Source organism: Pantoea anthophila, from assembly GCF_006494375.1.
In the GTDB taxonomy this organism is placed as follows: Bacteria; Pseudomonadota; Gammaproteobacteria; order Enterobacterales; family Enterobacteriaceae; genus Pantoea; species Pantoea anthophila.
Map to the genome: position 1 here is coordinate 1 of NZ_VHIZ01000008.1, position 26996 is coordinate 26996.

Here is a 26996-nt window from a genome sequence, read left to right on the forward strand (position 1 = left end):
TGCGCCCCGTTGCCCGAATAGCTCAGTCGGTAGAGCAGGGGATTGAAAATCCCCGTGTCCCTGGTTCGATTCCGGGTTCGGGCACCATATTTAAAGAACCCGCCTCTGGCGGGTTTTTGCTTTTCAGAGCGAACCCGTTATCGAAGGTTCAATAGACTCGCCACTTCCTGTGGCTCGCCCATCCCCTTCAATTCACGCTTCGTCAGGCCCACTCAGCGTCTGACTGCCGATGTTCGTAAAATAGTTCCCCTGAACCAGTTCGCTGCTGACAAAATCCACAAATGCTCTGACCTTCGAGGATAAATGGCGGTTAGAAGGCCAGATTAGCGACATCGATCCTAATGGCAGCATGTATTCAGTCAGTAAAGGGACGAGTAATTCTTTTTCAAATGCTTCTTCAGCAACATAGACCGGCAGATGAGCTACGCCTGATCCATCAATGGCTGCCCGCAACCCAGCGTGAGTATTGTTGAATATAAGATCCCTGGGAAGGTCCAGGTTTTCAAAATCGGCAGAGAAAGCCCAACTGGCGATTCGACCACTTGAGGGATATTTGAAATGTATGCAGCGATGGTGGACCAGATCAGCAGGGTTCAAAGGGATGCCATGCGTTTTTAGATACTCTCTGCTGGCACAGACGACAAAATACTGCTCTCCCAGCTTTCTGCTCACAAGGCGGTTATCTGCCAACTCACCACTTCTCACCGCGACATCTATTCCTTCCGCAATCAGATCCACCACGCGATCTTCAAAATCGATATCAAGCTGTATATCAGGGTACTTTTCAATAAAACGTGGAAGTATGGGCATCAAAAGGGAATGCCCGAAAATTTGCGGCACGCTGATATGTAATCTGCCGCAGGGCGTGATGCGCGTTTCGGCAATCAGAGCTCTGGCATCGCGAATCTCATTCAGGATGAACTTACACCGTTCATAGAAGACATTCCCTTCTTCAGTCAGACCGATGCTGCGCGTTGTCCGATGAAAAAGCCTTACCCCGAGTTCGTCTTCAAGTTTCGCCACGCTCTTTGCAATCGCTGAAGAAGAGATGCCTGACACCCTTGCCGCTGCAACATAGCTGCCCAGTTCAGCTGTATAAACAAACGCCCTGAGACCTCGCAGACTTTCCATCCCCCCCTCCAATTGTGGAATTTTTTTCCTTAGTGTAAGTACCTTTACTTATATTTACAATGATGTCACTGCATTTTAGTCTTGATGAAAATGAATTGTTAAATTACCTAAAAGGCACTGTCGCTTGTCAAATTTTCAAAATAGTAAGAGTACCTCCCCGGCTTTATTAATTCCGTTAATAAACCGGATGAAACTCTTTTTATAGCCTTCAAAAAACTGAAAGCTTGACTGTTATTTTTTGGTCAAAGGAAACCCTTATATGGAGAAGCATCGTGAGTGAATTAGTACATACCCTTTCGCCTGAAACTGTTATTGACAATGGATTGGTTATCTATTTTGCTGGTTCAATCAGAGCCGGACGGGATGATGTTCCTGTTTACGCGAAACTGATTAATAAGCTCAAGGGCTACGGTAAAGTTATTACCGAACACGTGGGTGATTACAGTTTATCTGATGGTGGTCAGTCTTTCCTGGGTGACAAATTTATTCATGACCGTGATTTGCACTGGCTGCGCCATTCCCAGGTAGTTGTCGCTGAAGTCACAACTCCAAGTCTGGGAGTAGGTTATGAAATTGCGACGGCAATCAGCTGGCGTATTCCTGTTATCACGCTCTACAGAAAAAATGAAAAAAACGTTTCAGCCATGATATCTGGCAGTGATGGATGTCGCCATTATGATTATCAGCAGGTTGAAGATGCCTTTCAGATTATCGAAAGTGAAATGGCGAAGTTAGGTTATGAGGTCGCCCATGAATCGTAATATTACGCATGCGCTGGTTAATACCGTAAATAACATCATGATGAATGGTAACGATGTTGGCTCACGCGATCAGGAGCAACGGGAAGTTCTCTCTACATTAACCAAAATCAGCCATCCCACAGAGCGATTCCTGGTATTACCCCACAGAAATAATAACGTCTTTGCGCAGATTGCAGAAACGATGTGGGTACTCGCTGGACGGGATGATCTGCACTTCCTTAAACATTATCTTCCTCGCGCAGAAGACTATTCCGATGACTCACTGACCTGGCGAGCAGCCTACGGACCCCGGTTACGCAAATGGAAAGGGAAAGTAGACCAGTTGCAGGGAGTAGTGAATCGCCTTAGAGAAGATCCGCTGACAAAACGTGCAGTAATGAATATCTTTGATCCTGAAACGGATTATCAGGAAACAAAAGATGTTCCCTGTAATAACTGGCTGCACTTCATCCAGCGAGGCGGTTATCTTGATTTACATGTTACCGTCCGCGCGAATGATGCCATCTGGGGATTCAGCGGCATTAATTTTTTTGAGTGGAGCGTTTTACACGAAATTATTGCTAATACGCTTGGGTGGAAAGTCGGAAAGTTATCCTGGTATGTAGGCACATTCCATATCTATAACCGTCATTACTCGACTGCAGAGAAAATCAGCAGCATGAAGAACCCGGTAAGCATGTACGAATGCCAGATTAACCCGACCAAAATAACCACGTGTGCAGAAAATATTGATGAAGTGTTGGCAATGGTTTTTCAGGCTGAAGAGGCTTCACGAAACGGCAACTTTAAAAATTCGTCTGAGATCGAGAAGAATATAGCCGATCCTTTTTTCAGAAAGGCCGCGACCTTGTTGAAAATTTATAATGCGCTGCAGCTAAATGTCGATCGGGACATTATCAATAATTACCTCAAAGAGCTGGGCAATAGTGATTTCCACATTGCCGCACTTGAATATCTGAGCAGGAAATGGAAATCCCAGGAAACATTGGCAGCAGTCAGCACAATTTCAGATGAATTTTATCAGGCATTTACCTCAATGAAGAACCCGGTAAATAGCAGTCTAATCACTTAGTTTTAAAGGTCTCTGCGTGAAAACTACATTAAAAATTTCAGTGCCAAACCTAAAACGTTCCAGACTATTTGTTGCATCGACAATATTAAATGCAACGGGTGGTGGATTGATCATGGCGTTTATGATGATCTACTTTGACAGAACGACAACGCTTACGCTCTCAATAATAGGCGTAGCTATTGCCACAGGCCGTGCCCTTTCCTCTTTAGTACCTGTCCTGATAGGAAGGTTACTGGACAGACTCGGTCCTAAAAAACTGTCGATATGGGGCGATTTTATCAGCGGCGCGGGTTTTGTCATGTGTCTTTTTGCCAGAGACCCTTTTACCATAATGCTGACGCAGTTTTTTACCCAGGCAGGATCTCATATTTTCTGGACGAGCAACCGAGGGCTGGTTTCACTGGCTTCAGGTGGGAAAGGGACTCAAACCTGGTTCGGACTTATTGCGTCTATCAGGAATATTGGTCTGGGACTGGGCACCATCTTTACTTCACTGGCTTTTTCTGTTGATTCTGACAGCAGTCTGCATTTTATTGTTATTGCGTCGGCATCACTTTACTTTCTATCCTGCCTGGCACTTTTGATGTGGCATCCTGTAGCCGTGCAGACGGTAAAGAATAGCCACAAAAAAGCAGAAAGTCATAATATTAGAAAAGTGTTGAGCGATCCCAGCTATCGCCAGCTTCTGATTGTCAACTTTGGCTTAGTCATTGCTGCAATGGTTATTCCGCTCGTAATTGTTATTTATGCAACCAAACAACTTGGCCTTCCTGCTTTTTTCTCAGGCGGACTGGTCATTTTAAACACGGCCATCGTGGCGCTAATCAGCACCCATATTGCATCATGGACAAAAGAGAACGATCCCGTCCAGAACATAAAACACGCTTATTACCTGAATATTCTTTCATTCATTATTTTCTGGTGTGCCAGCATAACTTTAAATAACCAGATAGTTACTGGTGGGCTGTTAATTGTTGCGATGCTTATTTACAGCCTTGCAGAAATGTTATCTACGCCGTCGGTTAATATGCTAAGTATAAAACTAGCCCCGGAAGTAAATAATGGAAATTACATGGCTGCCTTTCAGATGACCTGGTCGGCAGGAATGACGTTGTCTCCGGCAATTTTTGGCTGGCTGCTGGATATGAATACGCATTCCACCTGGATAGTCCTGCTCTTACTGACCGCAGTCACTTTTAGTCTGGGATTCAAAAATTTAAAAGGAGGAGTTAATGAATACAACTATTAATGGAAATAAAAGCATACTGGTTATTGAGCCGATCGGTATGGGAGGAGAGCTGCTTCTTAAGGCAATACGCGCACTGGGTTATCATTCAGTCGTCGCCACAACAGAAGAAGTCTATGACTCCATGCTGCAAGAAGTCTCAGGCATGATTGATGACCTCATTTTTCTGGACTTTTCAGTGCGCCAGCTGGCCATTGAGACGCTGGTCAGCGAAGCGAAGAAGAAAGGCGTTTCCGGGGTAGTTGTCGCCTGGGAGTTCCTGACAGATATCGCAGCAGAAGTCGCACAAAGGCTCGATCTTTGCGGTCCGGATGCCTCGCTTTCCAGAGCCAGAAGAAACAAATATGACATGTACCGCACGCTGTCGAAGGCAGAGTGTCCGTTACCGGCACTGCTGGCGGTATTAACCGACAAGGATGATGTGCATCAACTTCCTCTGGAAGAGCTGGCGTTTCCTCTGGTGGTCAAACCGGCTGAAAATGCAGCCTCCTTTGGCGTTTCAGTGCTGATGGAGTGCAACGAGTTTCCTCAGGCATGTAAAGACGCATCACAATGGACACATGAATATCCACACGGTATTCCTTTCAGCAAAGAAATTCTGGTTCAGGAATATATTCCTGGACAGGAGTTTAGTGTTGAAGGCCTTTCCGTCTCAGGTCGATATGCGCCCTGGGGTGTGACAATGAAGTTCACCACGCCCGGCAAAGCTCGTGCAGAAACCGGACACATTTTCCCGGCGCCTGTTCCTGACGCCTTACGCGATGAGATTCTGAACGTTGCCACTCAGGCGGTTATTGCCCTGGGCATCACGAATGGCATAAGCCATACCGAAATCAAATTAGACAAAGAAGGAAAGCCACGCGTTATTGAGAGCTGTTCACGGCCAGCAGGTGACTATATTCCTCGCCTTGTCGCCCTTTCCACCGATCAGGACCCGCTTGAAATCTATGCCCGCCAGGCCGTCGGTATGCTGGATAGTGACTTTAAACCTGCCGTGCCTAAACGCTATTGTGCCATTCAGTTTGTCCGGCCTGACGCCGAAGGCGTTTTAAAGCAGCTTGAAATTCCTTCCAGGCTGGAAAATGCCTCCGTCATTGAAACCCGCTCTACCGTTAGTGAAAATTCACCGGTAAAACCGGGCTCAACAAATATTGAACGTCTGGGATGGGCCATTTTTACCGCTGATTCTGAGCAGTCAATACTTTTGGCTATGGATGAATTTTCACAAAGCACCAGGGTCTCTATCGTATGAGTGATTTTCCCGTACTCTGCATCCGCTCGCTGGATATAAGCCAGGCATCACCTTTTCTCGAAATGGCATGGGAAACGATCAAAAGCAGGCACAGTGATTCAAGACTGCTGCTCAAAGATCAGCCTCACTTTTCGTCTCCGATGGGGCCTGATGCCGCAATTGACGATGCCCAAAGTGAGCGTCAACCGGCTTACGTCAGCCATGTTATTTCCTGGTCTATTCCCAATGAAAGGACCATTGAAGACATCACTTTGTCAGAAGGCGTCAGCGCGGTCCCTGGCCCAATTAATGCTGTATATAAGCTCGCCGATAAAAGAGCAACCAAAATGCTTTTTGAGCAATTCGCCCTTCCTACGCCGCGCTGGGAACTTCTGGACCGAGAATTTACACATGGCGAGCTTTTAAAACCGGGCTGCAGAGACAAACTTGAGCAGGAACTGGTCAGCCATATTGCTTTTCCCGTCATTCTGAAACCTCTGTGGGATTGTATGGGGCATGGTATTGAGATAATCAGTAACAAAGACCAGCTGATCAAGACGCTGAGTCAGAATCAGCGCAAGAATATTTTAATTGAGTCCTTTATTGATGGTGCGCTTGGTTGCATAGAAATTGCTGGTACGCCGGGGAATTACTTTTTCCAGCCTCCCTGTTATACCGGCCAGAGTTCACTGGGAGTTCGCTCTGATTTTGATACGATACGCGTCTGTCATCCTGGTCTTTTCAGCAAACAGTTAACCGGTGAGGTCCAGACAAAACTGATTCTCCTATTAAATCACCTGGGGTTCAATGGTGTCTGCTGCGTCGATTTTATTGTTACGGAAAACAGCCTTTATCTTCTGGAAATTAACCCACGTATTAGCGGAATCAGTTGCCTGAGCTCAGCAGCAAGCGGCATCAATTCATTTGAGTCAACGTACCTTATTTCTTCGGGTCAATGGCAGGCACCGCTTCCTTATCAAAGTCGTCAGGGAGCCGCTCTGCAACTGGGCGGGAAATATGCAGATGAAATCAGTTCTGTTATTCGCGACGAAGGCAATAACGTCACAGTTTACCGTGACAACATCATTACGGTAGACGGAAAAGACTCACGAAATATGATTGCCGGCGGAACGATCAGCAGCATTGAGAATGTGTTGCAGTCTGTTCAGCATAGCTCGCTTAGCTTTATCGCTTCAACGCTACGCATAGCTTAGTCCCGCACAGTATTGCCTGACGTAATCAGGAGCAGGTCTGCCTGGCGTCCCGCTTTACAGGCTGATACATCCGGGATAAAAAGTTGATAATGTCGTGTGGATGCAATTATCTGGTCAGGATGTTTTTTGTCCTGCCTGTTACGGCCCTTTTCAACGGGTGATAATTAAAATGTCAGCGGCAGTGCGGTGTACTCACAGATGACGCCGCTTTCCTCAACCCGTCTCTGGCGGGTTGAGGTTTTGTTTATCACGCCCTTACCCTTCCACCCACACCGCCCCGGCATCTGCTGATTTCACGCACTGCGCGACCCAGCGCACGCCGGTTAATCCGGCATGCACATCGGGATACCAGAAATCCTGCAGGAAAGCGGTGTCGCGGCGATCGGTGGCGTCCATTGCCAGCGCGAAGCGGCGATAGAGATTTGACCAGGCCTCAAACAGCCCCTCCGGATGCCCGCCGCCGATGCGATCCTCTTCCAGCGCGCGCGGGGTGAGATAGCCCATGCCACGCTCCAGAATCCGCACCGGCTCGCCCTGCACTTCATAGCGCAGCTGGTTGGGCTGCTCATCCCACCACTCCAGGCTGGCTTTCGCGCCAACGACGCGAATCTTCTGCCCGTGCATGGAACCGGCATTGACCGCCGATGCCCAGAGCGTGCCGACCGCGCCGTTGTCATACTCCATCATCACAAAAGCGTTATCCTCCAGCGGCGCGCGCGAGGCAACAAAGCTCTGGCGCGCACAGAGCAGCCGCGTCATCTTCAGCTGCGGCAGCATGGTTTCGGCGATAAACAGCGGATGCGTGGCCAGATCGCCTAATACATAGCTCGGCCCGACAAAACGCGGGTCTACCCGCCAGCGGGTACTTTCACTCTGCAGCTCCACCGCCTCATTATGGAAACCGTGAGCAAACTGCATGTTCACAATGCGAATCTCGCCCAGCGCCCCTGCCGCAATCATCTCTCTGGCCTGATGGATCAGCTGATGTCCGGCGTAGCCGTAGGTGACGCCAACAATCTTCTGCTTCTCCCGGCTGAGCTGCTCCAGCTCATCGGCCTCATCGACCGTAAAACAGAGCGGCTTCTCACACACCACATGCAGTCCGGCATTCAGCGCTGCCCGACAGATGGCAAAGTGGGTGTTGTTTGGCGTGGCGATGGACACCGCTTCAATCCCCTCTTCCCGCGCAGCCTCGCCGGCGAAGAGGCTGGCGTAATCGGGATAGCAGCGATCGGGCGCCACGCCCAGCGCCTGACCAAACTCGCGTCCACGCCCGGCATCAATATCAAAGGCGCCCGCCAGCAGCGTGAAGTTACCGTCACGCTGTGCTGCCGAACGGTGGATGTAGCCGATCTGGCTGGTGCCGCCGCCGCCGATCATCCCCCAGCGCAGTGAGCGATTAGCCGCTTTTTTTCCGTTAATCATGCTGTTGCCCTCAGAAACCGGTTGATCGGAGATAGTCCAGGCTGGCTTTCACATCGCGCAGGCTGGTGTCGGCATGGCGCGGGTCACGCTCCTGTTCAATGGTGATCCAGCCGCGGTAATGGCGTTCCGTCAGCAGCGCATGCACGGCCGGATAGTCGATTGCGCCCTGGCCCAGCGGGCACATGACGCCCTCCGCGCAGGCGGTGAAGAAGTCGACTCCGCGCGTGACGGCGTCCTGCCAGACCCGCAGATTCACATCTTTAAAATGGAGATAGTCGATGCGCGTCCAGTACTTTTGCAGCGCCGCTACCGGGTCCATCCCGGCGTAACAGAGGTGGCCGGTATCCAGGCACAGCCCCGCGACCTGATGCGGAATATCCCTGACCAGCTGCGCCAGCTCATCGGCGAATTCGATGCAGCCACCCGCGTGCGGATGGATCACCGGCCGCACGCCATACTCCCGCCAGGCAATGTCGCTCAGAATGGTGATGTGCTGCATCATGCGCTGCCACGCATCTGCGGAGAGCCGGGGGGCCTTCTCTGACTGACCGGCATATTTCGCCCGTTCCGGATTGCCGAAGTCGATAATCACCAGATAGGGCGCGCTGGCTCCCGGGGTTTTCGCTGCTGTCGGGACACGGGCGAGCGTGCGGCAGAGGTTGTGGGTCAGCGTCACCAGCGTGGGGAAATGAGCCTCACTGACCAGATCGTCAAAGATCGTGCCCGCCACCAGCGAAAGCTGATGCGCATCGAGTTGCCGGGTCAGCTCAGCCGGATCGGTGGGCAGGTAGCCCCACGGCCCCAGTTCGATGGCCGGATAGCCCGCCTGCGCGGCCTCGGTCAGGACTTTCTGCCAGGGTGGCAGCCAGGGATTGGCGGGATCGTCCACGCCCCAGCTACAGGGCGCATTAGCAATGTGAAAGGTCATCGTGTCTGCCTCTGCAGTAAGAACTGCCGGCAGTATCAAACAAACGTTTCATCTCAGACAACGATGAAAGTTTCATTTTTTGATAGAGATCGCTTTTAAAAATTGCATTAAATGATAGCTTTCTATCATTAAAAAGCTAACACCTTCTTTCTACAGGTTTTCCCGCGTCACGATCTCAAAGGGCACGGTAATCTGCGCAAAATGAGCCCGCGGCTCCATCCGCCCGTTCAGACAGGCCGAGACCACCGCTTCGGCCATCGCCTCAATACGGTGACGCAGCATCAGCGTGATGGTGCCGTCAATCAGCGCCAGCTCGTCGCCAGGCAGCGGGCCGTGGCACACCAGGTCGATCTGCGTGCGTCCGCTCTCCCGCAACGCCTGCACCACGCCCTCAATGCCACCGCAGGGGGCATAAATCATGACCAGATCATCATGACTCTCCAGCAGCGCCCGGGTGGCCTGGTAGCCCCCCTCTGCCGTCTCGTGTGTTTTCAGCGGCTCCAGCACGCGCTGGCTGATGCCCGACTCCCGCAGGGAGGAGCGAAAACTGATTTCGCTGCTCTCCTGACAGGTAAAGCGATGGTCGCCGATCAGCACGCCGACGCACCCAGGCCGGCGCAGCAGGTGGCGGGCCATCCAGGCGGCAGTGCGCCCCGCCTTCTGGCTGTCGATGCCGATAAAGCCTGCATGTTCACAGGCGGAGAAGTCGGAGAACAGGGCGTAAACCCGCACGCCGAGCCGCGAAACATCCTGAATCGCGTGACGAATCAGCGGATGATCCAGCGCCACCAGCGCGATCACGTCGCAGCACTGCGCCAGCTGCCGCACTGAACGGGCAACCGCCTCCACGTCATGAATATCATGCCAGCAGAAGACCGGTTCACTGCCCGCAGGCTGCTGCTGCTCCGCCTGCTGTTTCAGCGCCTCGCCCAGCTGCTGATAGAGCGAATAGCGCGCGGGCAGCAGGATAAAGCCAAAGCGTAACGCCTGCGCGGCGGGCGACGCGATATGCTGGCTGTGGGCCTGTGTCAGCTGATAGCCCAGCGATTTGGCGGCCGCCATCACCTTCTGCTCTGTGGCGCTGCGCACCGGTGCGCGACGGTTCAGCACCCGATCCACTGTGGCTACCCCCACGCCCGCCGCCTGGGCAACGGCGGTCATCGTCACTTTTGGCATCCTGTTTCTCCCTCTTCACGCTCTGTTGTGGTTACTGAAGGTAATACTCTATCCCGGTACGCACTTTTTCTCTCATTTATTTGATAGAAAACCTCACGCAAAGTTGATCGCTTTCGCAAAAATGAAACATCCGTTTCTTTCTGCGTTCTCTTTAAAACAGTCATTTGCTAAAACCGGTGAAAGGCTTGTGCGAAAGCGGCGCGCAGACAGGCGTCCTCTTCACTCAGGAACCGTTCCTTCAACCTTGCCGGAGCAGAGAGATGAAAATCGCTTTTGATGTGGATGTGATTAAAGAGCTGGGCATCACCCGTATGGTTCATCAGGTTGCCGACTGGGGATATCAATATATCGAACAGTCGCCGCATCCACAGATCAACCCGTTTTATAAACATCCCAAAGCCAGCCGCGAAATCATCACCGAATATAAAAATGCGCTGCGTGCGACCGGCCTGGCGATCTCCTCGTTTATCGTCGTCTATCGCTGGTCCGGCCCGGATGAGCTGCGTCGTCAGGCGGCGGTGAAGAACTGGAAGCGGATGATTGAGATCGCGGTTGAGATGGGGGTACCGGTGATCAATACCGAACTCTCCGGCACGCCAAACGAGCCGGAAATCTGCGAAGAGATGTTCTATCGCTCGATGGAGGAGCTGCTGCCGATCCTCGAACGTGAAGGGATACGCGTCGAAATTCAGGCGCATCCGTGGGATTTCTGCGAAGAGAACAACGAAACCGTGGATATCGTGAAGTCGTTCCGCAGCGATAACGTGAAGTATATCTACAGTGCGCCGCACACCTTCTTCTATGACAAAGGCAAAGGCGATGTGAAACCGATGCTGGAGTACGCCGGAGACGATCTCTCCCATATGCTGATTGCCGACACCATGAACCACACCCGCCACTGCCGCTACATCGTCAATCCGCCAGGCGTCGACGCCACTATTCATCAGCACGTCGGCGTTGGTGAAGGTGAGGTCGATTTCGACAGTCTCTTCCAGACCCTGCGCGACACCGGCTTTGCCACACGCCGTTACAAAGTTGGCGGAGAGCCGATCATCGCGGCCTCGCTGTTTGGCTACCCGGAAAAGATGTCGGTTCAGGCCATTGAAACCCGCGAACGGATTGAGCGCGAACTGCTCTGATCCCCGCAGCCATGCAGCCCGGCAGTGATCCTCCGGGGCGATAACCGCCCCGCTTTTCCTTTTTCCACCTTCCCGGCCTCCCTGACATCAACGGGTTGCCGCGCGTCCTCACGCAGCCAGCAGAGTTAAACCGCCTTTTCAGCACCTGCTACACTCCAGACAAACATCACACCACGAGGCGAACGTTTATTATGTCGGAAAATGCATATCAGCCTGCAACAGTCTGGAACTGGGATCCTGAAGCCAAAGGCAACGGCGCGAAAACTAATCGTCCGTTCGCGGGTCCTACCCATGAAAAAGCGCTGCCGGTCGGTAAACACCCTTTACAGCTCTACTCACTCGGCACGCCGAACGGTCAGAAAGTGACAATTCTGCTGGAAGAGCTGCTGGCGCTGAATGTTAACGACGCAGAATATGATGCCTGGCTGATCCGTATTGGCGACGGGGATCAGTTCTCCAGCGGGTTTGTGGACGTGAATCCGAACTCAAAAATCCCGGCGCTGAGCGATCACTCCGTCACCCCGCCGCTGCGGGTGTTCGAGTCGGGCAATATCCTGCTCTATCTGGCGGAAAAGTATGGCTACTTCCTGCCAAAAGATATCGCCGGCCGCACTGAAACCCTGAACTGGCTCTTCTGGCTGCAGGGCTCTGCGCCTTACCTCGGTGGCGGTTTTGGTCATTTCTATCACTATGCGCCGGAAAAAATTGAATACGCCATCAACCGCTTCACGCTGGAAGCGAAGCGTCAGCTCGACGTGCTGGACCGCCAGCTGGCAGATCATCGCTATCTGGCCGGTGAGGATTACACCATCGCTGACATCGCCACCTGGCCGTGGTACGGCAACATGGTGCTGAATGATCAGTATGGCGCGGCGGAATTCCTGGATGTGCAGTCCTATAAAAATGTGGTGCGCTGGGCGAAAGAGATCGCGCAGCGTCCCGCCGTTATTCGTGGCCGCAAGGTCAATCGTGTCATGGGCGACCCGGCCGATCAGCTGCATGAGCGTCATGATGCCGCTGACTTCGATACCCATACCCAGGATAAAAAAGCGTAAGGAGCTAACCTGTGAGTGCATACGTCGTATTTATTCGTGATAACACCCTGAACCAGGACGAAATGAACACCTATTCTGAGAAAGCGGGCCAGGCACGCGGCGATCATCCGATCAATCCGCTCGCCTTTTATGGCGCGCTGGAAACGCTGGAAGGTCCGGAAGCGGAAGGCGTGGTGATTCTGGAATTCCCGACCCGCGAAGCGGCGCACGCCTGGTATGACAGCCCGGAATATCAGGCTGCCAAAGCGCACCGTCTGAAAGGGGCGAACTATCGCGTGGTGCTGGTGCAGGGCATCGACAAATAACACGCAGGGCGGCAGCGATGCCGCCTTTTTTACGCCTCCACCTGCTGCAGCGTCTGCTGCAGAAACGCCACGAACGCCGTCACGCGTGCCGGAAGCTGACGCTGCGCCTGCCAGACCGCAAAAATGTCGCCATCGGGTGCCTGCCATTCAGGCAACACCGGCAGCAGATCCCCCGCCGCGAGGCTGTGCTGCGCATCCCACCAGGAACGCAGCAGAATGCCATGCCCATCCATCGCCAGCCGCATCGCCACTTCGCCATCGTTGGTCATCAGACTGCCGCGCACCTTCTGGCTGATGCTCTGCTCACCGCGGGTCAGTCGCCACAGGGTAAAATCGCTGTCGTGCTGACGCAGTAAAATGCAGTTGTGTTCCGCCAGCTCGCTGACCGTCGCAGGCAGGCCGTGCCGGGCAGCATAAGCGGGCGAACAGCAGAGAATACGCGGATTGGTTCGCAGCTTACGCGCCACCAGCCGCGAGTCGGGCGGCTCACCGACGCGAATATCGATATCGATGTGCGCATCGAGAAAATTCAGCGGCTGGCTGCTGAGGTGCAGAGACAGCGCAAGCTGCGGATGCAGCGCGGCAAAGGCGGAGACGCACGGCGCGATATGGCGACGGCCAAACCCGAATGAAGCGTTGATATTCAGCGAGCCGCGCAGCTGAGCGGTTTCACCGCTGACCGCCTCTTCCAGCGCCACCAGCTGATCGAGCAGCGGGCGGGCACCAGCCAGATAGCGGTGGCCTTCCGGCGTCAGCTCCAGCCGTCGCGTGGTGCGGCGCAGCAGCTGCACGCCCAGACGCTGCTCCAGCTGGCTCAGACGTTTGCTGACGGCCGCCAGCGACAGGCCCAGCTCACGTGCCGCTGCGGTCAGGCTCTCCAGCCCGGCCAGGCGAACAAAGAAGGCCAGGTCATCGGTGGAGGTGCGGGATTCTCTACTTTTATTCAACACTGGTTTGCGTTTCAGACTCATTATTTCCCCGGAAGCGACAGTTATACTGCGGTCACAATTCGAACATCAACCGGAAAGGTGCCCTGTGACTGAGAAAATCCATCGTATTGCCGTGATCCCCGGCGACGGTATCGGTAAAGAAGTGATGCCGGAAGGCGTCCGCGTGATGAATGCCGCCGCCGAAAAATTTAACATTCCGCTGCGCTGGGAGTGGTTTGATTACGCCAGCGCTGAGTACTGGCAGCAGCACGGCAAAATGCTGCCTGACGACTGGTTCCCGCAGCTGAAAACCTTCGATGCCATCTACTTTGGCGCCGTCGGCTGGCCGGAGGTGGTGCCTGACCACGTCTCCCTGTGGGGGTCGCTGTTACAGTTCCGCCGCGAGTTCGACCAGTACGTCAACCTGCGTCCGGTGCGCCTGATGCCCGGCGTCAAAGCGCCGCTGGCCAATCGCCAGCCGGGCGATATCGACTTCTATGTGGTGCGTGAAAACACCGAGGGCGAATACTCCAGCGTGGGGGGCACCATGTTCCCCGGCACCGATCGGGAAGTGGTGATTCAGGAGACGGTGATGACGCGCACCGGCGTCGATCGCATTCTGAAGTTTGCCTATCAGCTGGCGCAGAGCCGGCCGAAGAAACATCTGACCTCGGCCACCAAATCCAACGGCATCGCCATCACCATGCCTTACTGGGACAGCCGCGTCGACGCGATGTCCGGCCAGTTCCCGGAGGTTCGCGTCGATAAGTATCACATCGATATTCTCACCGCCAACTTCGTGCTGCATCCGGACTGGTTCGATGTGGTCGTCGCCAGTAACCTGTTTGGCGATATCCTCTCTGACCTTGGCCCGGCCTGTACCGGCACCATCGGCATTGCCCCCTCCGCCAACATCAACCCGGAGGGTCTCTTTCCCAGCCTGTTTGAGCCGGTTCACGGCTCCGCGCCCGACATCGCCGGTAAAGGCATTGCCAATCCCATCGGCCAGATCTGGTGCGGTGCGATGATGCTGGAGCATCTCGGCTACAAGGCAGCAGGCGAAGCGGTTCTGGACGCCATTGAACGCACGCTGGCGGCGGGTGAGCACCTGACGCGTGACCTCGGTGGCTGCGCCAGTACAGAAGAGCTGGGGGCGGCCATCGCCGCCGCACTGTAAGTGAATCACGCTGCCGCCCGCCCCCGGCGGCAGCCCTCTCACCACCGCGCCACTTATTCCGGTAGCCGGACGACCATCGCCGGATGCCACCCTGCGGGTAAGGGATCCGGCCGCACGATGTTCAGGTTATGCAGGTGCAGGTTCTCTACGCCGCGCGCAAACAGCCCTGGCAGACCGCCGGGATAGGGTTCGACCCCAAATGCTTCACCGGATGCCGGGTCAACCCGGTAGGCGTTATCCAGGCCCATGCCGGTCGGGGCGTCCGGGTTGCAGGGCGGCCGTATGTCGTAGTGCCCCTGGGGCAATGACGCCACCGCCTGCTGCATCTGGATCTGGCTGATAACCACATCGCGTATCCAGCCCGGTTCTGCCGCATGCAGGTTAATCGCCCCCTCGGCCACGCCGGTTATGGTACTGAACTGCACCTGCTCCACGACGCCGGGTGTGATGGCGGGATCGCGGCGGCGTACCGAAATATGCAGCGGATCGGCTTTGCCCCAGTGACAGGGCGGCGCGTGGTGACAGGCAAACGTCAGATTACTGAACAGCAGACGCCGCATGGCGCCGCCGTCGCGCGACAGAATGCCAATCCCCCGGTTCGAATCAAAAATAGTGCAGCCGGTTACCGTGACATCTTCCACATCGTCCCAGGTTTCGGTGCCAATCTTCAGGGCGCAGCTGTAGCTGCGCAGCAGGCAGTTGGTGATCATAATCTGCCGCGCCGGCCGCCGCAGTGCGGCGGGTTTATGGGTGGTTTTGATACAGATGGCATCGTCGGCGGCGCTGAAATAGCTGTTGCTGACAAACACCGCTTCGCAGCTGTCGATATCCAGCGCATCGGTGTTGGGCATCGTCATGGCGTTGTCGATGGTGAGGTGATCGATATGCACATGGCGGCAGCTCACCAGATGGACCGTCCACATCGGTGCCTGCACCAGCGTAAAGCCGGTCAGCGTCACCTGCTCACAATCTTCAAACACAATCAGGCGTGGCCGGTCAGCGTGCGGCAGGCGATAGCCCTGTGCATCCCGCTCAGCGGCAAACCAGGCGTCACCCTCACCATCAATGCGGCCGGTGCCGCTGAGGGTGATATTGCGCTGGCCCAGCGCATAGAGCAGCACGTTGTGGGATTTCTCCGCGCAGCTCAGCGCCTGCACCGCCTGATAGTCAGCCAGCTGCTGGCTGGCGATCAGCACCGCACCCGCGTCGAGATGCAGCTCAATGTCTGAGGGCAGATTCAGGCAGCCGCTGCGATAGCGTCCGGCAGGCAGTGTCAGACGGCCGCCGCCCGCCGCCGCAATCTGGTCAAGGGCGCGCTGCAGCACCGCGGTGTCCGGGGTTTCGCCGTCGGCGGCAGGATGAAAATCAGCAAGGGAAAGGTGCATGGTGCGTCTCCCGCAGGTTTGAGGAGGAAAAATTGCAGCACGAAACGGCGCAGCAAACCTTTGTCTGGTCGCCAGTTCGCCGTTTCGTGCGGGCTGTCACAGATTACTTCACGGCCCCTTCCGTCACGCCGCTGATAAATTTGCGCTGGAAAATCAGGAACACCAGGATCAGCGGCATGATCACAATCATCGCCCCCGCCATCAGCACCGGAATGTCGATGGTATTTTTATTCTGGAAAAACATCATGCCAATCGGCAGCGTCCGCAGCTCATCTTTGTTCACCAGAATCAGCGGGATCAGGAACTCATTCCAGGTCCAGATAAACAGCAGCAGCCCCAGCGTTGACAGGGTTGGCCAGATAGCGGGCACCAGAATGCCCCACAGAATTTTGAACCGCGACGCGCCATCCATCACCGCCGCCTCCACCAGCTCTTTCGGCACCTGCTGAAAGGCGCTGGCGATCATCAGCGTGGTAAAGGGCAGCGACAGGGCAATCTGCGGCAGGATCAGCGCCAGATAGGTGTTGGTCAGCCCCATCCAGCGCAGCTCGTGATAGAGCGGAATGATAAAGGCCTCACTCGGCAGCACCATCCCCAGCGCCAGCATCGCGGCTATCACCTTTTTGCCGGGGATCTTCAGCCAGGCAAAGCCAAATCCGGCCAGAATGCCCAGCAGCACGCTGAACAGCACCACCGGGATCACCACCAGCACAGAGTTAAGGAAGTAGACGCTGAAGTGTCCCTGCTGCCACGCGGTCAGGTAATTTTTAAAATTAAGCGAGGCGGGCAGCGTAAAGACGCCCTGAAACAGCTCCATCTGGGTTTTGAATGAGGTCATCAGCGCCATCAGAAACGGCAGAATCGTCATCAGCGCCACGATCCAGATCAGCGCGCGTGAAATGACCGGCGTGCTTCGCATCAGTAACGCTCCCTTAAGGCCAGATGGATCAGATAGTTAATCCCCAGAACAATGATCATACTGAACACCGCCACTGACGAGGCATAGCCAAAGTAGTGCAGATCAAAGCCCTGCTTATACATAAAGATGTTGGTGACCATGGTGGAGGTGCCCGGCCCGCCCTGGGTCATGACATAGACCAGGTCGAAGGCTTTGAGGCTGGCGATCACCGTCAGCAGCAGGGCAATCCGCAGCTCGGGTCGCAGACCCGGCAGCGTGATGCGCATAAACTTCTGACGGCGCGACGACCCATCCAGGTCGGCCGCCTCCAGCAGGGAGGGGTCCATGCGCTGCAGGCCCGCCATAAACAGCACCAGACAGAAGCCGAAGAAGTACCAGGTGGCGACCAGACCGACCGCGGGCAGCGCCCAGGTAAAATCGCCCAGCCACGACAGGGCCAGCTGCGGCAGGCCGACGGCGCGCAGTATCTGATCGATCGGGCCAAACGCCGGGTTATAGAGCCATCGCCACACGACCCCCAGCACGGCCATCGGCATGATGTAGGGCAGGAAAAAGAGAATGCGCAGCACGCTGCGTTCCTTGTTGTTGCGCGTCTCATAGAGAAAACTGCACAGCAGCAGGCCAACGCCGATAGGCAACAGGGTATAGAACAGCATCAGGATGGCGTTATTGCCCAGCGCAATCCAGAAGACGGGATCGCTGAACATCCGCATATAGTTACTGATGCCGCTGAACACCGGCAGTGAGGTGCCGTCCCATTCGGTAAAACTGATGCCCAGCGAGGCCAGCAGCGGAAAGAGCAGAAATACCGCATAGACCAGCACCGCAGGCAGCACATAGAGAAAATTACGCCAGCCGCTTAAATTCAACATAACCCTACTCGTGACTCAGAACAGTGCTCAGGCCCGGCGCTTCGCCGGGCCTCCGGCTTAGTGTTTCAGGGTTTTCAGGTAACGCTGATAGTTGTTATCAAAGTTGACCACCATCTGATCGGCGGTCTGACGGCCCGCCAGCAGCAGCTGGACATTCTGATTCAGCTCGGCATTCATGGTCGGGGTCGCCCAGTCTACGTAATGACCTAAACCGTCATACTCATTGAGCGTCAGCCAGACCTGATACGCCTCGGCCAGCAGCGGATTGTCTGCTGGTATGGTGGCCGTTTTGTTGGTGCTGGCGGGCAGGAAACCGACCTTCAGCCAGCGGTTCGCCATGGCATCAGAGACCATATAGTTGATGAACTTCGCCGCCCCCTCCTGCTGATCTTTGCCTTTGGCGGTGCTGGTGATGGAGAACGCCAGATCGGTGCCCCCCACCATCAGCGGCTGCTTCACACCTTCACCGGCAGGCATCGCCGCGAAGTGAATATCTTTGTTGTCTTTGAACTGGCCGAGGTACCAGGTGCCACTGACCAGAAACGCCGCCTGGCCGTTCTGGAACAGGGTGGCGGCATCGTCATGGCCAATGCCCTGGAAGCCGGGGAAGAAGTAGCCTTTATCGGTCCAGCTCTTCATCATGGTGGCGGCGTTGACCAGCTTGCTGTCCCTGAAGGTGCCGCCCACATCGTAAATCAGGTTATCCAGCGTCTTGCGGTCACGGCTCTCGATCTGGGCCTGCCACAGGGTGCTGAGCAGCTGCTGGCCCATGTTGCCATCCAGCAGCCCCAGCATCATCGGCGCGGTGCCCTGCGATTTGAGTTTCGCCATGGCGCTTTCCAGCTCTGCCAGCGTTTTCGGCACCGGAATGCCCGCTTTATCCAGCAGCGCTTTGTTGTAATAGAGTCCGACCATCTCCCCCAGGCTGGCAATGCCGTAGAGTTTGCCGCTGCCAAATTCACCGCTGTCTGACCAGCGGTTACGTTTCAGAATCGAGTCCGGAAAACGGGTCGTCCAGCCATAACTGGCTGCGTAGCTGTCGAGCGGCAGCAGCAGCTTATCTTTAACCAGCGAGCCCATATCCCCGCCGCCCTGGTTGACCTGCGCAATCTGCGGGCCGTCACCGGCGGTCAGCGCCAGCTTAAGCGGGATGCGGGTATCTTCAAAGGAGTGCACCGAGCGGTTGATAACAATGCCGGGATTCTGCTGAGAGAACTCCTTGATCCCCTCATCCACCGCGGCCGTCTGCTGCGGATAGTTGTAGATATCCCACTCATTGAGGGTCACGGCGGCGTGGGCGGCCTGCGAGACGCTGCCTGCCAGCAGGCCCGCTGCCAGCAGCCGACCCACATTGCGAATTCGGAACGAACGAACGGAGGAAACAGACATTATGCTCACCTTCTTCAGACCAGAATCGGCATCCCTGCATCTCACCGCCTGCCATCCTGCAGGCTGAAGCCGCACACAAACGCACTGATTCATACTTACTTTAATAAAAAAATAAAGTCAAACAACCTGCCGCGGGAATTGCAACGCTGTGAGCGCGCGCAAATAAACAGCAATCCGGCGTGAATATCAGCACATCACGCTGGTCTGACGCCTGTTAACCGCGGCGGCAGCGTGCCCCGCGCGCTTTTCACAGCAGGAGATCGCCTGGCTATAATGACAAAATAACACCCTGATAAACCATACGAAAATCCTATCACGCTCACACTTTTCTCTTTTTACCGGCGCTGAATCTGCCGCCAGCCGCCGCCCTGCGGGCGTGCTGGCGATCACAGTTGTGCATCATGACGCCGTGAAAGATTGCTTAACCGTCAGCGTTAGTGCGATAAGGGAATTATTCTATCTTGAAAACTAAGTCCACTTTCATTAACGTAACTTTATCCTGTGGATCTGTTTACTCCCTGACCGTTTCACTCACTCATGAGACTTCACCATGGCGAATCAAGGTGTCATTCGTCCGGCCACGCCGGCGGACTTCCCGGCGCTCTACCGTATCTGCCTGGAAACAGCGGATGCCGGTGGCGATGCCCGCGCGCTCTACTCCGATCCCGACTATCCCGGCCAGCGCTTTGCCGTGCCCTACGCGCGGTTTGCGCCTGACTTCGCCTTTGTGCTGGAGCGTGACGGTGAGGTGCAGGGTTACGTTGTGGCCGTGCCTGACACCCGCGCGTTTGAGGCCCAGCTCGACGCCGAATGGTGGCCGCAGCTGCAGGAGAAATATCGCGACCGCAGCGCCAGCGCCCCGCTCGATAGTAAAGTGCTCGACGCCATCCGCCAGCCCGACCAGGCCGCGGAGACGCTGGTGACCCGCTGGCCCGCGCATCTGCATATCAACCTGCTGCCTGCCGCCCAGAAAGGGGGCTGGGGTCGCCGGATGATTGAGCATGAGCTGGCGGCGCTGCGGGCCGCCGGGGTCAGCGGTGTCCATCTTGGCGTCAGCCTGCAGAACGAGCAGGTGTGCGCCTTCTATACGCGTATGGGGTTCACCCCTATCCTGCGCAGTAATGCCATCTACATGGGCCAGTTACTCTGAGTGAGGTAGCCGATGACCAGCCTGCGCTTGCAGAATGTGAAGAAGTCGTATGAGCACGTCAATGTCATTCATGGCATCGATCTGACGATCAACAGCGGCGAATTTGTGGTGTTTGTCGGCCCTTCCGGCTGCGGCAAATCGACGCTGTTACGGATGATTGCCGGGCTGGAGGAGATCAGCAGCGGTCAGCTGCTGATTGAGGGGCAGGATATGACGCAGCAGCCCGCCACCGAGCGCGGCATCGCGATGGTGTTTCAGTCCTATGCGCTCTACCCCAACATGACGGTGCGCGGCAATCTGGCCTATCCGCTGGAGGTCATGAAAAAGTCTAAAGCGGAGATCAATCAGGCTATTGCGCAGACGGCAGCACGGCTGCACCTGACGGAACTGCTCGACCGCCTGCCGCGTGCGCTTTCTGGCGGACAGCGGCAGCGCGTGGCGATTGGCCGCGCCATCATTCGCCATCCGCGTATTTTCCTGTTCGATGAACCGCTCTCCAACCTGGATGCCGAACTGCGTCTGCAGATGCGGATCGAGATCGCCCGCCTGCACGCCTCACTCGGTAACACCATGATTTATGTCACCCACGATCAGCTGGAAGCGATGACCCTGGCTGACCGCATCGTGGTGCTGCGTCAGGGCCGGATTGAGCAGGTCGGCGCACCGCTGACGCTCTATCACGACCCGGATAATCTGTTTGTCGCCGGGTTTATCGGATCGCCGAAGATGAACTTTCTGCGCGCCGAAATCAGCGCGACGGGCGAAGGTGAAGTGCAGCTGCGGGTGCCGGAGCTGAAGATTGAGGGGCTGGTCATGCCCCTTGCGGCTGCCTGCCGCGAGGGCCAGACCGTCACACTGGGCATCCGTCCCGAGCATTTCCAGCCTGCCGCGCAGACGCCGGACGCCCTGCGTTTTCACGGCGAGCTGGCCTATGGCGAGATGCTGGGTCACACCAACTATCTCTACCTGGATATCGGACGTGAACAGATGCTGGTGGTGGAAGAGCGCGAGGCCACTCCGCGCGATCTCGGTGCGCAGGTGGAACTGGGCATCTCTGCCGCGCACTGCCTGCTGTTTGATGAGCAGGGTCTGCGCCTGCGCTAGGAGAAGCACGGAAACAAAAACGGGCGCTTAGCGCCCGTTTTTATTCGAGTGTTAACTCAGGTGACCGGCTCTTCGTCAGCCTGGGCTGCCAGCAGATCGAGCAAGCGGTTAACGGCAAATCCCGCCGCGCCCAGCGCCCACATCCGGTTCGATTCCGTCAGAAACTGCAGCGGTGTCATCTGTGGCGTCAGTTTCAGCCGGTAGGCCTGAAAACTCTGGGTGATGTGATCGAGCAGAATGCGTGACGCCATGTGCGGCTCCATCGCCAGATAGACCACATCCGGATCGTAGGCCACCGACAGGTTCGCCAGCGAAATGCCCAGTTCACGTCCCGCCTCTTCCAGCGCCGCCAGCACTTCTGGCGTGGGCCGCTGATCCAGCGCCTGCAGCGTCACGCCCTCCGCATCCTGCTCCGCCACGCGCTGCAGAATGGCGCGCGAGGAGGCGACATCTTCCAGCAGGCGCAGCGAACCGTCGCCCACCAGCCCGTTACCAATCTCGCCCGCCTTGCCGTGACGACCGCGATAGAGCTGACGATTAAGGATGATCCCCGCGCCGATCCCTTTGCCGTAGGTGGCGATCACCGCCGACTGCGCATTGCCGAGCTGACCAAACACCAGCGCGGCCATGGCCATGGCGTTGGCGTCGTTTTCAATGAAGACCGGCAGCGAGAAGCGCTCTTCAAGCAGGCGCGCAATCGGAACGTTATCCCAGCCCAGCACCTTGGAGCGGATGCAGTAGCCGTTTTCAGCATCGACCAGCCCCGACAGCGCCAGGCCAATGGCCCCCACCCGCTTCTCCTCCACGCCGCGCAGAAACTTCGCCAGCGCATCGCCAAGCTGGCGCGGCGTCAGCGTGCCTTTCGGCATCTGCTGTTCGCCCAGCAGGTTGCCGCTGAGATCGGTCATGACGATCAGGTTGCGTTCCGCATTGAGCTGAATCCCAATCACGCTGGCGCGGTCGGGGTTGAGCCCCAGCAGGGTTTTTGGCCGTCCCATCGACACGCGACGCAGCCCCAGCTCCTGCACAATCTCCTGCGTCAGCAGGCGGTTGGTTGCCTGTGAGACGGTCGACATGCTCAGTCCGCTGCGAACTTTCAGATCTGACTGGCTGATTGGCGCATTTTCGACAATCAACCGCAGAATGCGCGCGGTTACGTTGGGAGCGGTCATAGATTCCTCGGGTTATCGGGCTGAGGCAGCTCAGCCCGCTTGAGATCGGTAATCGGCAGGCGTCAGCTGCTGCGCCAGGGTCAGCGCCCCGCTCAGGGCATCGCCCTGCGGCATCACCAGCCGGACCTGAATATCTTCATCCAGCCAGCGCTGAATCGGTGCGGCCACGCCGCCCATCAGCGCCACCGGCCCGCTGCTCAGGGCGATCAGGCGTCGCACCATCAGGCCGATATCGGCGGCGGTCTGTTGCAGCAGCTCCCGAGCGTGGCTGTCACCCGCGTCGGCGGCTGCAAAAATCTGTGGCACCACGCGGGCCCAGTCAGCAGGCACCGCCGTGCGCGTCCAGAGCAGCATGGTTTCCGGGCTGTCGCTGAACTGCGCCATCAGCTGGCGGGTCAGGGAGCCGTGCGGAATGATCGACTCATGCGCCAGCAGCGCCAGACGCAGCGCGCGACGGCCCAGCTCCGCCCCCGATCCCTGATCGGAGAGGGCAAAGCCCCAGCCGCCAAGCAGCGTAAAGCGTTCGCCATCCCAGGCGGCGCCCTGACTGCCGGTGCCGATGATAAAGACCGCCCCAGGCTCGCCACCGTGCGCGCCCGCGCAGGCGATCTCCACATCGCTGACCACCTGCAACGCCGCGCAGGCGGGCTGCCAGCTGGCGAGGCGCGCCTGCACTGAGGCGACGTTAGCGCCCGCCAGTCCCGCCACCAGCGCGGTCTGCGCCAGCGCCTCTGCGGTGAGTCCCGCCTGGATAAATACCTGTTCAGTCAGCTGCCCGACGCAGGTCAGGGCCGCATCATAATCTGACCAGACGTTGGCGGGTCCCCCGATGCTTTCTGCCAGCAGGCGGCCCTGCCGATCGGTTAAGCGCGCGCGACACTGCGTTCCGCCGCCATCGATGCCAAGAAGATAGTGTGGTTGCACGCGCTTCCTTCCCTGATTAAGGGTTATAGCCATAATGAGCGAACGATAGGATAAAAAAACTTAAATCGCAATAACAAATAAATATGGTAAAAACATCCTGACTATTTTTCCTTAACTTACATAAATATAACAAAAACCCACCCCGCAAAACGTGCAGCGCGATGTTGACATTACTTTTTCTGCCGTAATAAGTTGGTGGTCAGATTATCAGCAGCCGCGCCCGACCGCTGGCGGGCTTTGCATCATCCGATCTCAGGAGCAGGGGTTTACCATGAAAGTAGGCATTATCGGTCTCGGCTTTCGTCTGTCCCACGTCATGAAAGAGTTCAGCAAGGCTGACGACAGCTTTTCCGTCGTGGGCTATTACGATCCGGCCCCCGCCGGATTGCCGAATCTGCACAGCTTTGGTATTGCGCCCGGCCAGGCTTTTTCGTCTGTGGACGCACTGCTGGCTCACGGCGGAATGGATGTGGTGCTGGTGGGTTCACCCAACTTTCTGCATCTGGAGCATGTGGGTCAGGCGCTGGCGGCAGGCTATACCGTCTTTACCGAAAAGCCGGTGGTAATTAATGAAGAGCAGACCATGGCGATGGCAAAGCTGGTGCGTCAGTATGGCGAGGCGCGCATTCTGGTCGGGCTGGTGCTGCGCTATTCACCGCTTTATCACGATCTGCTGGCTGCGCGCGATGCGGGCCAGCTGGGCGAAATCACCTCGATTGAGGCAACCGAACACATCAAGCCTTATCACGGTGCCTTCTTCCAGCGCGACTGGCGACGGCTGGAGAAGTATGCCGGTCCCTATATTCTGGAGAAGTGCTGCCACGACATCGATCTCTATCAGGGCCTGCTGCAGCGGCGTCCGACTCACGTCGCCAGCTTTGGTGGCCGGAAATCCTTTACCCCGGCTCATGCCCCGCAGGGGGCGATCACCCCTGAGTCGGAGCTCTATCACGTCAAACCCAGCGGCTGGTCCAGCACAGATGCGGTCTTCGACAGCGATGCCGACATTGTCGACTACCAGACCGCGCTGATTGAGTATGAGGGGGGAGCCACCCTCGCCTTCCACGCCAACCTGAACGTGCCGGATGAGTTCCGCCGTTTCTGCGTCATGGGCACTGACGGCATGGCGGAAGGCGACTTTGTGCGTAACTACTTCCGGGTGCACAACGCCCGCAGCGGTGAGAAAGAGGTCGATACCGCCTACAGCGGCAACGCTTATGATGGCCATTACGGCGCGGATGCGCTGATGGCTGAAGAGATCGTCAAACATATTAAACAGGGAACACCGCTGAAAGTCTCAGTGGTGGACGCGCTGGAAGCGGGCCTCACCGCCATCAAAATCGATGAGGCACGCAAAACCCGCAGCGTAGTGGACATGCGTGAAAGCTGGCTGACATTTGACGCCAACCTGGGAAAATCCGGGGCCTGACGGCCCCAGCCTCAGGGGCGGCCTCCCCCGCCGTCCCCGGCTTGTTACTGGCACTCTGACTGGTACTCTGCTGAACTGGCCTTCGGGCCAGTTACTTCTCAGGTGTTACGTTCGCTCAGTAAAACTGCCTCAGCGCTGACTCAATAGCCGTACCAATATCTGTTCTCTCTCTGCGGCCTGCCAGGGAGGGCGTTTTTGCGTCTTTGCGGAGGACATATGCTCCCTGAAGCCTGCGCTCAATTTATCAGCGATAACCTTCCTGACATCACAAGCGCATACAGCTGCCCTGGGTCAGACCGCATCCCCCTCATTCTCCAGCTTCTGCCGCCGCCGCAGATGCGGAAACAACTTCATCCACAGGGCCACCACCACCAGCGTACCGATCCCGCCAATCGCCGCCGCCGGGGCTGCGCCCATCCATGCTGCCAGCATCCCCGACTCAAACTCACCCAGCTGATTCGATGTATTGATGAAAATGGCGTTCACCGCATTCACCCGCCCGCGCATCGCATCCGGCGTATCCAGCTGCACCAGCGCACCGCGAATCACCATACTGACCATATCGAAACCGCCCAGCGCACACAGCGCGAGCAGCGACAGCCACAGCTGCGTCGAGAGCGCGAACACCAGCGTGGCAACACCAAAGCCCGCCACCGAACCAAACATAATCATCCCGACATGCTTATCCAGCTTATGCCGGCTCAGCCAGATGCCGACCAGCAGCGCCCCCACAGAGGGCGCGCCCCGCAGCATCCCCAATCCCCACGGCCCGGTATGCAGAATATCTTTGGCAAAAATGGGCAGCAGCGCGGTCGCGCCACCCAGCAGGACGGCAAAGAGATCGAGCGAAATCACGCCCAGCACATCTTTGCGTGCGCGGATAAAGTGAATCCCGGCAAACAGATTCTTCATATTCATCGGCAGGCGCGGCTGCAACGGGCGCTCATAGCGCAGCAGACTCACCAGCGTCAGCGAAATCAGATAGAACAGTGCAGACACGCCATACACCACATGCGGTCCCGCGACATAAAGCAGCCCGCCCAGCGTCGGTCCGACGATAACCGCCGCCTCGCCGCCCACCGAGTTCATCGCCATCGCCCGCGCCAGAATCGCGGGCGGCACCAGCGACGGCAGCATTGAGGACATCGAAGGCCACTCCAGCGCTTTCGCCACCGCAATCATAAATACCAGACCCCAGAGCGTAACCCGATCGGCGGTAGAGAATAAGGTAAGCACCACTAATGCCAGCAGCGCAGCAAATTCCACCAGCTGACCGAACAGCACGATACGCCGCCGGTCATACTGATCCGCCAGATGCCCTGCAGGCAGCGCCAGCAACACCGACGGCAGAAACTGCATTAAGCCGATCATCCCTAACGCCATCGCGCTGTCGGTCAGCGCATAGATCTGCCAACTGATGGCCACCGAAAACATCTGAAAACCAAATGATGAACAGGTTCGTGCCAGCCAGAAGGCGACGAATGCCCGATGTCGCCACAGCGGCTCTTCCGCTGCCGATGCCATAAATCCCATGTCTTATCCCAAATTTGATGAGCCGTCCCGCGTCGTTGCGCGGTGTTATTTGTGCGGTCGATGAGGAACGTCAGATAACAGAGCGGATGAAGTATAATCGCGATGGTTTCCCCTCTGCTGCTCCCGGCGATAAATCGCCTTCCTGTCCATGCCGGGCCTGAAAAATCTCTCCTGATTATTACCAGCCTATTGGTCCCGACTATTGAATATATTCCACGTCATCATCAGACGCCAAAGGAATTATTGCTTCTGTGCCGAAGCGTTTATTTACGCTCCGCGACAATAAAAGGATGATTTGGATTAAGCAGATGATCTATATTTATTCACGCG

Annotated in this window: 24 protein-coding genes and 1 tRNA gene; 13 read left to right on the top strand and 12 right to left on the bottom strand. The window is 56.4% G+C overall.

What is annotated here, in order from left to right; translation table 11 throughout:
- The first annotated feature begins 11 nt into the window (after positions 1–11).
- Positions 12–87 (top strand) — tRNA-Phe (locus tag FJW00_RS00415).
- 105 nt (positions 88–192) lie between these two features.
- Here FJW00_RS00415 and FJW00_RS00420 read toward each other — a convergent pair.
- Positions 193–1131, bottom strand: a complete 939-nt coding sequence (locus FJW00_RS00420) for a LysR family transcriptional regulator (protein ID WP_140028745.1) — start codon at positions 1129–1131, stop codon at positions 193–195.
- Positions 1132–1403: 272 nt separating this feature from the next.
- Here FJW00_RS00420 and FJW00_RS00425 point away from each other — a divergent pair, with 272 nt between their 5' ends.
- The 5 genes from FJW00_RS00425 to FJW00_RS00445 are packed head-to-tail and all read left to right on the top strand — an operon-like array spanning position 1404 to position 6655.
- On the top strand, positions 1404–1892 hold the full coding sequence (locus tag FJW00_RS00425) for a nucleoside 2-deoxyribosyltransferase (protein WP_161731759.1): 489 nt from the start codon (positions 1404–1406) through the stop codon (positions 1890–1892).
- On the top strand, positions 1882–2964 hold the full coding sequence (locus FJW00_RS00430; protein WP_181405329.1) for a thymidylate synthase: 1083 nt from the start codon (positions 1882–1884) through the stop codon (positions 2962–2964). Before FJW00_RS00425 ends, FJW00_RS00430 begins: the two co-directional genes overlap by 11 nt.
- A gap of 16 nt (positions 2965–2980) precedes the next feature.
- Positions 2981–4213 carry an MFS transporter gene (locus FJW00_RS00435; protein ID WP_140922731.1) on the top strand — a complete coding sequence of 411 codons (1233 nt, stop codon included), beginning with the start codon at positions 2981–2983 and terminating at the stop codon, positions 4211–4213.
- On the top strand, positions 4197–5462 hold the full coding sequence (locus FJW00_RS00440) for an ATP-grasp domain-containing protein (protein ID WP_140922733.1): 1266 nt from the start codon (positions 4197–4199) through the stop codon (positions 5460–5462). Before FJW00_RS00435 ends, FJW00_RS00440 begins: the two co-directional genes overlap by 17 nt.
- Positions 5459–6655, top strand: a complete 1197-nt coding sequence (locus FJW00_RS00445; protein WP_140028740.1) for an ATP-binding protein — start codon at positions 5459–5461, stop codon at positions 6653–6655. The genes FJW00_RS00440 and FJW00_RS00445 overlap by 4 nt, the downstream gene beginning before the upstream one ends.
- Positions 6656–6910: 255 nt before the next feature.
- Here FJW00_RS00445 and FJW00_RS00450 read toward each other — a convergent pair whose 3' ends face one another.
- From FJW00_RS00450 to FJW00_RS00460, 3 genes are all read right to left on the bottom strand, one after another.
- Positions 6911–8080 carry a Gfo/Idh/MocA family protein gene (locus FJW00_RS00450; protein ID WP_140922736.1) on the bottom strand — a complete coding sequence of 390 codons (1170 nt, stop codon included), beginning with the start codon at positions 8078–8080 and terminating at the stop codon, positions 6911–6913.
- 10 nt (positions 8081–8090) lie between these two features.
- Entirely contained in the window at positions 8091–9008 is a 918-nt protein-coding gene (locus tag FJW00_RS00455) for a TIM barrel protein (protein ID WP_140922739.1), read from the bottom strand.
- A gap of 150 nt (positions 9009–9158) precedes the next feature.
- Complete coding sequence (locus FJW00_RS00460) at positions 9159–10184, bottom strand: LacI family DNA-binding transcriptional regulator (RefSeq protein WP_140922742.1); 1026 nt, start codon at positions 10182–10184, stop codon at positions 9159–9161.
- A 260-nt stretch (positions 10185–10444) separates the two neighbouring features.
- Between FJW00_RS00460 and FJW00_RS00465 the strand changes: the two genes are divergently transcribed.
- The 3 genes from FJW00_RS00465 (at position 10445) to FJW00_RS00475 (ending at position 12683) form a co-directional block, all read left to right on the top strand.
- Positions 10445–11323: a sugar phosphate isomerase/epimerase family protein gene (locus tag FJW00_RS00465; RefSeq protein ID WP_140922744.1), complete on the top strand. Its 879-nt coding sequence runs from the start codon at positions 10445–10447 to the stop codon at positions 11321–11323.
- A gap of 191 nt (positions 11324–11514) precedes the next feature.
- Entirely contained in the window at positions 11515–12378 is an 864-nt protein-coding gene (yghU, locus tag FJW00_RS00470) for a glutathione-dependent disulfide-bond oxidoreductase (RefSeq protein ID WP_046101052.1), read from the top strand.
- Between the two features lie 11 nt (positions 12379–12389).
- Positions 12390–12683: a DUF1330 domain-containing protein gene (locus tag FJW00_RS00475; protein WP_009092527.1), complete on the top strand. Its 294-nt coding sequence runs from the start codon at positions 12390–12392 to the stop codon at positions 12681–12683.
- 29 nt (positions 12684–12712) lie between these two features.
- Here FJW00_RS00475 and FJW00_RS00480 read toward each other — a convergent pair whose 3' ends face one another.
- Positions 12713–13654 (bottom strand): LysR family transcriptional regulator, encoded by a 942-nt coding sequence (locus FJW00_RS00480; RefSeq protein ID WP_140922746.1) that lies wholly within the window; start codon positions 13652–13654, stop codon positions 12713–12715.
- A gap of 64 nt (positions 13655–13718) precedes the next feature.
- Here FJW00_RS00480 and FJW00_RS00485 point away from each other — a divergent pair, with 64 nt between their 5' ends.
- The gene (locus FJW00_RS00485; RefSeq protein ID WP_009092530.1) at positions 13719–14789 is read left to right on the top strand and encodes a tartrate dehydrogenase; all 1071 of its coding nucleotides are present in this window, start codon (positions 13719–13721) and stop codon (positions 14787–14789) included.
- A 53-nt stretch (positions 14790–14842) separates the two neighbouring features.
- On the opposite strand, the gene FJW00_RS00490 is transcribed toward FJW00_RS00485, so the two are convergent.
- From FJW00_RS00490 to FJW00_RS00505, 4 genes are all read right to left on the bottom strand, one after another.
- Positions 14843–16174, bottom strand: a complete 1332-nt coding sequence (locus tag FJW00_RS00490) for a glycoside hydrolase family 28 protein (protein ID WP_140922748.1) — start codon at positions 16172–16174, stop codon at positions 14843–14845.
- A 103-nt stretch (positions 16175–16277) separates the two neighbouring features.
- Complete coding sequence (locus FJW00_RS00495; protein WP_140922750.1) at positions 16278–17093, bottom strand: carbohydrate ABC transporter permease; 816 nt, start codon at positions 17091–17093, stop codon at positions 16278–16280.
- Positions 17093–17965 carry a carbohydrate ABC transporter permease gene (locus FJW00_RS00500; RefSeq protein ID WP_009092534.1) on the bottom strand — a complete coding sequence of 291 codons (873 nt, stop codon included), beginning with the start codon at positions 17963–17965 and terminating at the stop codon, positions 17093–17095. The genes FJW00_RS00495 and FJW00_RS00500 overlap by 1 nt, the downstream gene beginning before the upstream one ends.
- A gap of 57 nt (positions 17966–18022) precedes the next feature.
- Positions 18023–19354: an ABC transporter substrate-binding protein gene (locus FJW00_RS00505; protein ID WP_140922752.1), complete on the bottom strand. Its 1332-nt coding sequence runs from the start codon at positions 19352–19354 to the stop codon at positions 18023–18025.
- A gap of 550 nt (positions 19355–19904) precedes the next feature.
- On the opposite strand from FJW00_RS00505, the gene FJW00_RS00510 reads away from it, so the two are divergent.
- Positions 19905–20504, top strand: coding sequence for a GNAT family N-acetyltransferase (locus FJW00_RS00510; RefSeq protein WP_046101048.1), 600 nt, complete (start codon positions 19905–19907; stop codon positions 20502–20504).
- 12 nt (positions 20505–20516) lie between these two features.
- Positions 20517–21608 (top strand): ABC transporter ATP-binding protein, encoded by a 1092-nt coding sequence (locus FJW00_RS00515; protein WP_046101047.1) that lies wholly within the window; start codon positions 20517–20519, stop codon positions 21606–21608.
- A 56-nt stretch (positions 21609–21664) separates the two neighbouring features.
- Here FJW00_RS00515 and FJW00_RS00520 read toward each other — a convergent pair whose 3' ends face one another.
- Entirely contained in the window at positions 21665–22780 is a 1116-nt protein-coding gene (locus tag FJW00_RS00520) for an ROK family transcriptional regulator (protein WP_009092538.1), read from the bottom strand.
- A 30-nt stretch (positions 22781–22810) separates the two neighbouring features.
- A complete protein-coding gene (locus tag FJW00_RS00525; RefSeq protein ID WP_140922754.1) occupies positions 22811–23704 on the bottom strand; it encodes a glucosamine kinase nucleotide-binding domain-containing protein in 894 nt (297 codons plus the stop codon).
- 271 nt (positions 23705–23975) lie between these two features.
- Here FJW00_RS00525 and FJW00_RS00530 point away from each other — a divergent pair, with 271 nt between their 5' ends.
- The gene (locus FJW00_RS00530; protein ID WP_058957018.1) at positions 23976–25133 is read left to right on the top strand and encodes a Gfo/Idh/MocA family protein; all 1158 of its coding nucleotides are present in this window, start codon (positions 23976–23978) and stop codon (positions 25131–25133) included.
- Positions 25134–25424: 291 nt separating this feature from the next.
- Here the strand turns inward: FJW00_RS00530 and FJW00_RS00535 are convergent, their stop codons facing one another.
- Positions 25425–26666 (bottom strand): MFS transporter, encoded by a 1242-nt coding sequence (locus tag FJW00_RS00535; RefSeq protein WP_140922756.1) that lies wholly within the window; start codon positions 26664–26666, stop codon positions 25425–25427.
- Between the last annotated feature and the right edge of the window lie 330 nt (positions 26667–26996).

Excerpts from the sequence above, each read along its gene's own strand:
- FJW00_RS00515 (WP_046101047.1), top strand. The coding sequence starts at position 20,517 with ATGACCAGCCTGCGCTTGCAGAATGTGAAGAAGTCGTATGAGCACGTC.
- FJW00_RS00420 (WP_140028745.1), bottom strand. The coding sequence starts at position 1,131 with ATGGAAAGTCTGCGAGGTCTCAGGGCGTTTGTTTATACAGCTGAACTG.
- yghU (WP_046101052.1), top strand. The coding sequence starts at position 11,515 with ATGTCGGAAAATGCATATCAGCCTGCAACAGTCTGGAACTGGGATCCT.
- FJW00_RS00520 (WP_009092538.1), bottom strand. The coding sequence starts at position 22,780 with ATGACCGCTCCCAACGTAACCGCGCGCATTCTGCGGTTGATTGTCGAA.
- FJW00_RS00505 (WP_140922752.1), bottom strand. The coding sequence starts at position 19,354 with ATGTCTGTTTCCTCCGTTCGTTCGTTCCGAATTCGCAATGTGGGTCGG.
- FJW00_RS00430 (WP_181405329.1), top strand. The coding sequence starts at position 1,882 with ATGAATCGTAATATTACGCATGCGCTGGTTAATACCGTAAATAACATC.
- FJW00_RS00455 (WP_140922739.1), bottom strand. The coding sequence starts at position 9,008 with ATGACCTTTCACATTGCTAATGCGCCCTGTAGCTGGGGCGTGGACGAT.
- FJW00_RS00440 (WP_140922733.1), top strand. The coding sequence starts at position 4,197 with ATGAATACAACTATTAATGGAAATAAAAGCATACTGGTTATTGAGCCG.
- FJW00_RS00460 (WP_140922742.1), bottom strand. The coding sequence starts at position 10,184 with ATGCCAAAAGTGACGATGACCGCCGTTGCCCAGGCGGCGGGCGTGGGG.
- FJW00_RS00480 (WP_140922746.1), bottom strand. The coding sequence starts at position 13,654 with ATGAGTCTGAAACGCAAACCAGTGTTGAATAAAAGTAGAGAATCCCGC.
- FJW00_RS00535 (WP_140922756.1), bottom strand. The coding sequence starts at position 26,666 with ATGGGATTTATGGCATCGGCAGCGGAAGAGCCGCTGTGGCGACATCGG.
- FJW00_RS00510 (WP_046101048.1), top strand. The coding sequence starts at position 19,905 with ATGGCGAATCAAGGTGTCATTCGTCCGGCCACGCCGGCGGACTTCCCG.
- FJW00_RS00490 (WP_140922748.1), bottom strand. The coding sequence starts at position 16,174 with ATGCACCTTTCCCTTGCTGATTTTCATCCTGCCGCCGACGGCGAAACC.
- FJW00_RS00465 (WP_140922744.1), top strand. The coding sequence starts at position 10,445 with ATGAAAATCGCTTTTGATGTGGATGTGATTAAAGAGCTGGGCATCACC.
- FJW00_RS00445 (WP_140028740.1), top strand. The coding sequence starts at position 5,459 with ATGAGTGATTTTCCCGTACTCTGCATCCGCTCGCTGGATATAAGCCAG.
- FJW00_RS00500 (WP_009092534.1), bottom strand. The coding sequence starts at position 17,965 with ATGTTGAATTTAAGCGGCTGGCGTAATTTTCTCTATGTGCTGCCTGCG.
- FJW00_RS00530 (WP_058957018.1), top strand. The coding sequence starts at position 23,976 with ATGAAAGTAGGCATTATCGGTCTCGGCTTTCGTCTGTCCCACGTCATG.
- FJW00_RS00450 (WP_140922736.1), bottom strand. The coding sequence starts at position 8,080 with ATGATTAACGGAAAAAAAGCGGCTAATCGCTCACTGCGCTGGGGGATG.
- FJW00_RS00495 (WP_140922750.1), bottom strand. The coding sequence starts at position 17,093 with ATGCGAAGCACGCCGGTCATTTCACGCGCGCTGATCTGGATCGTGGCG.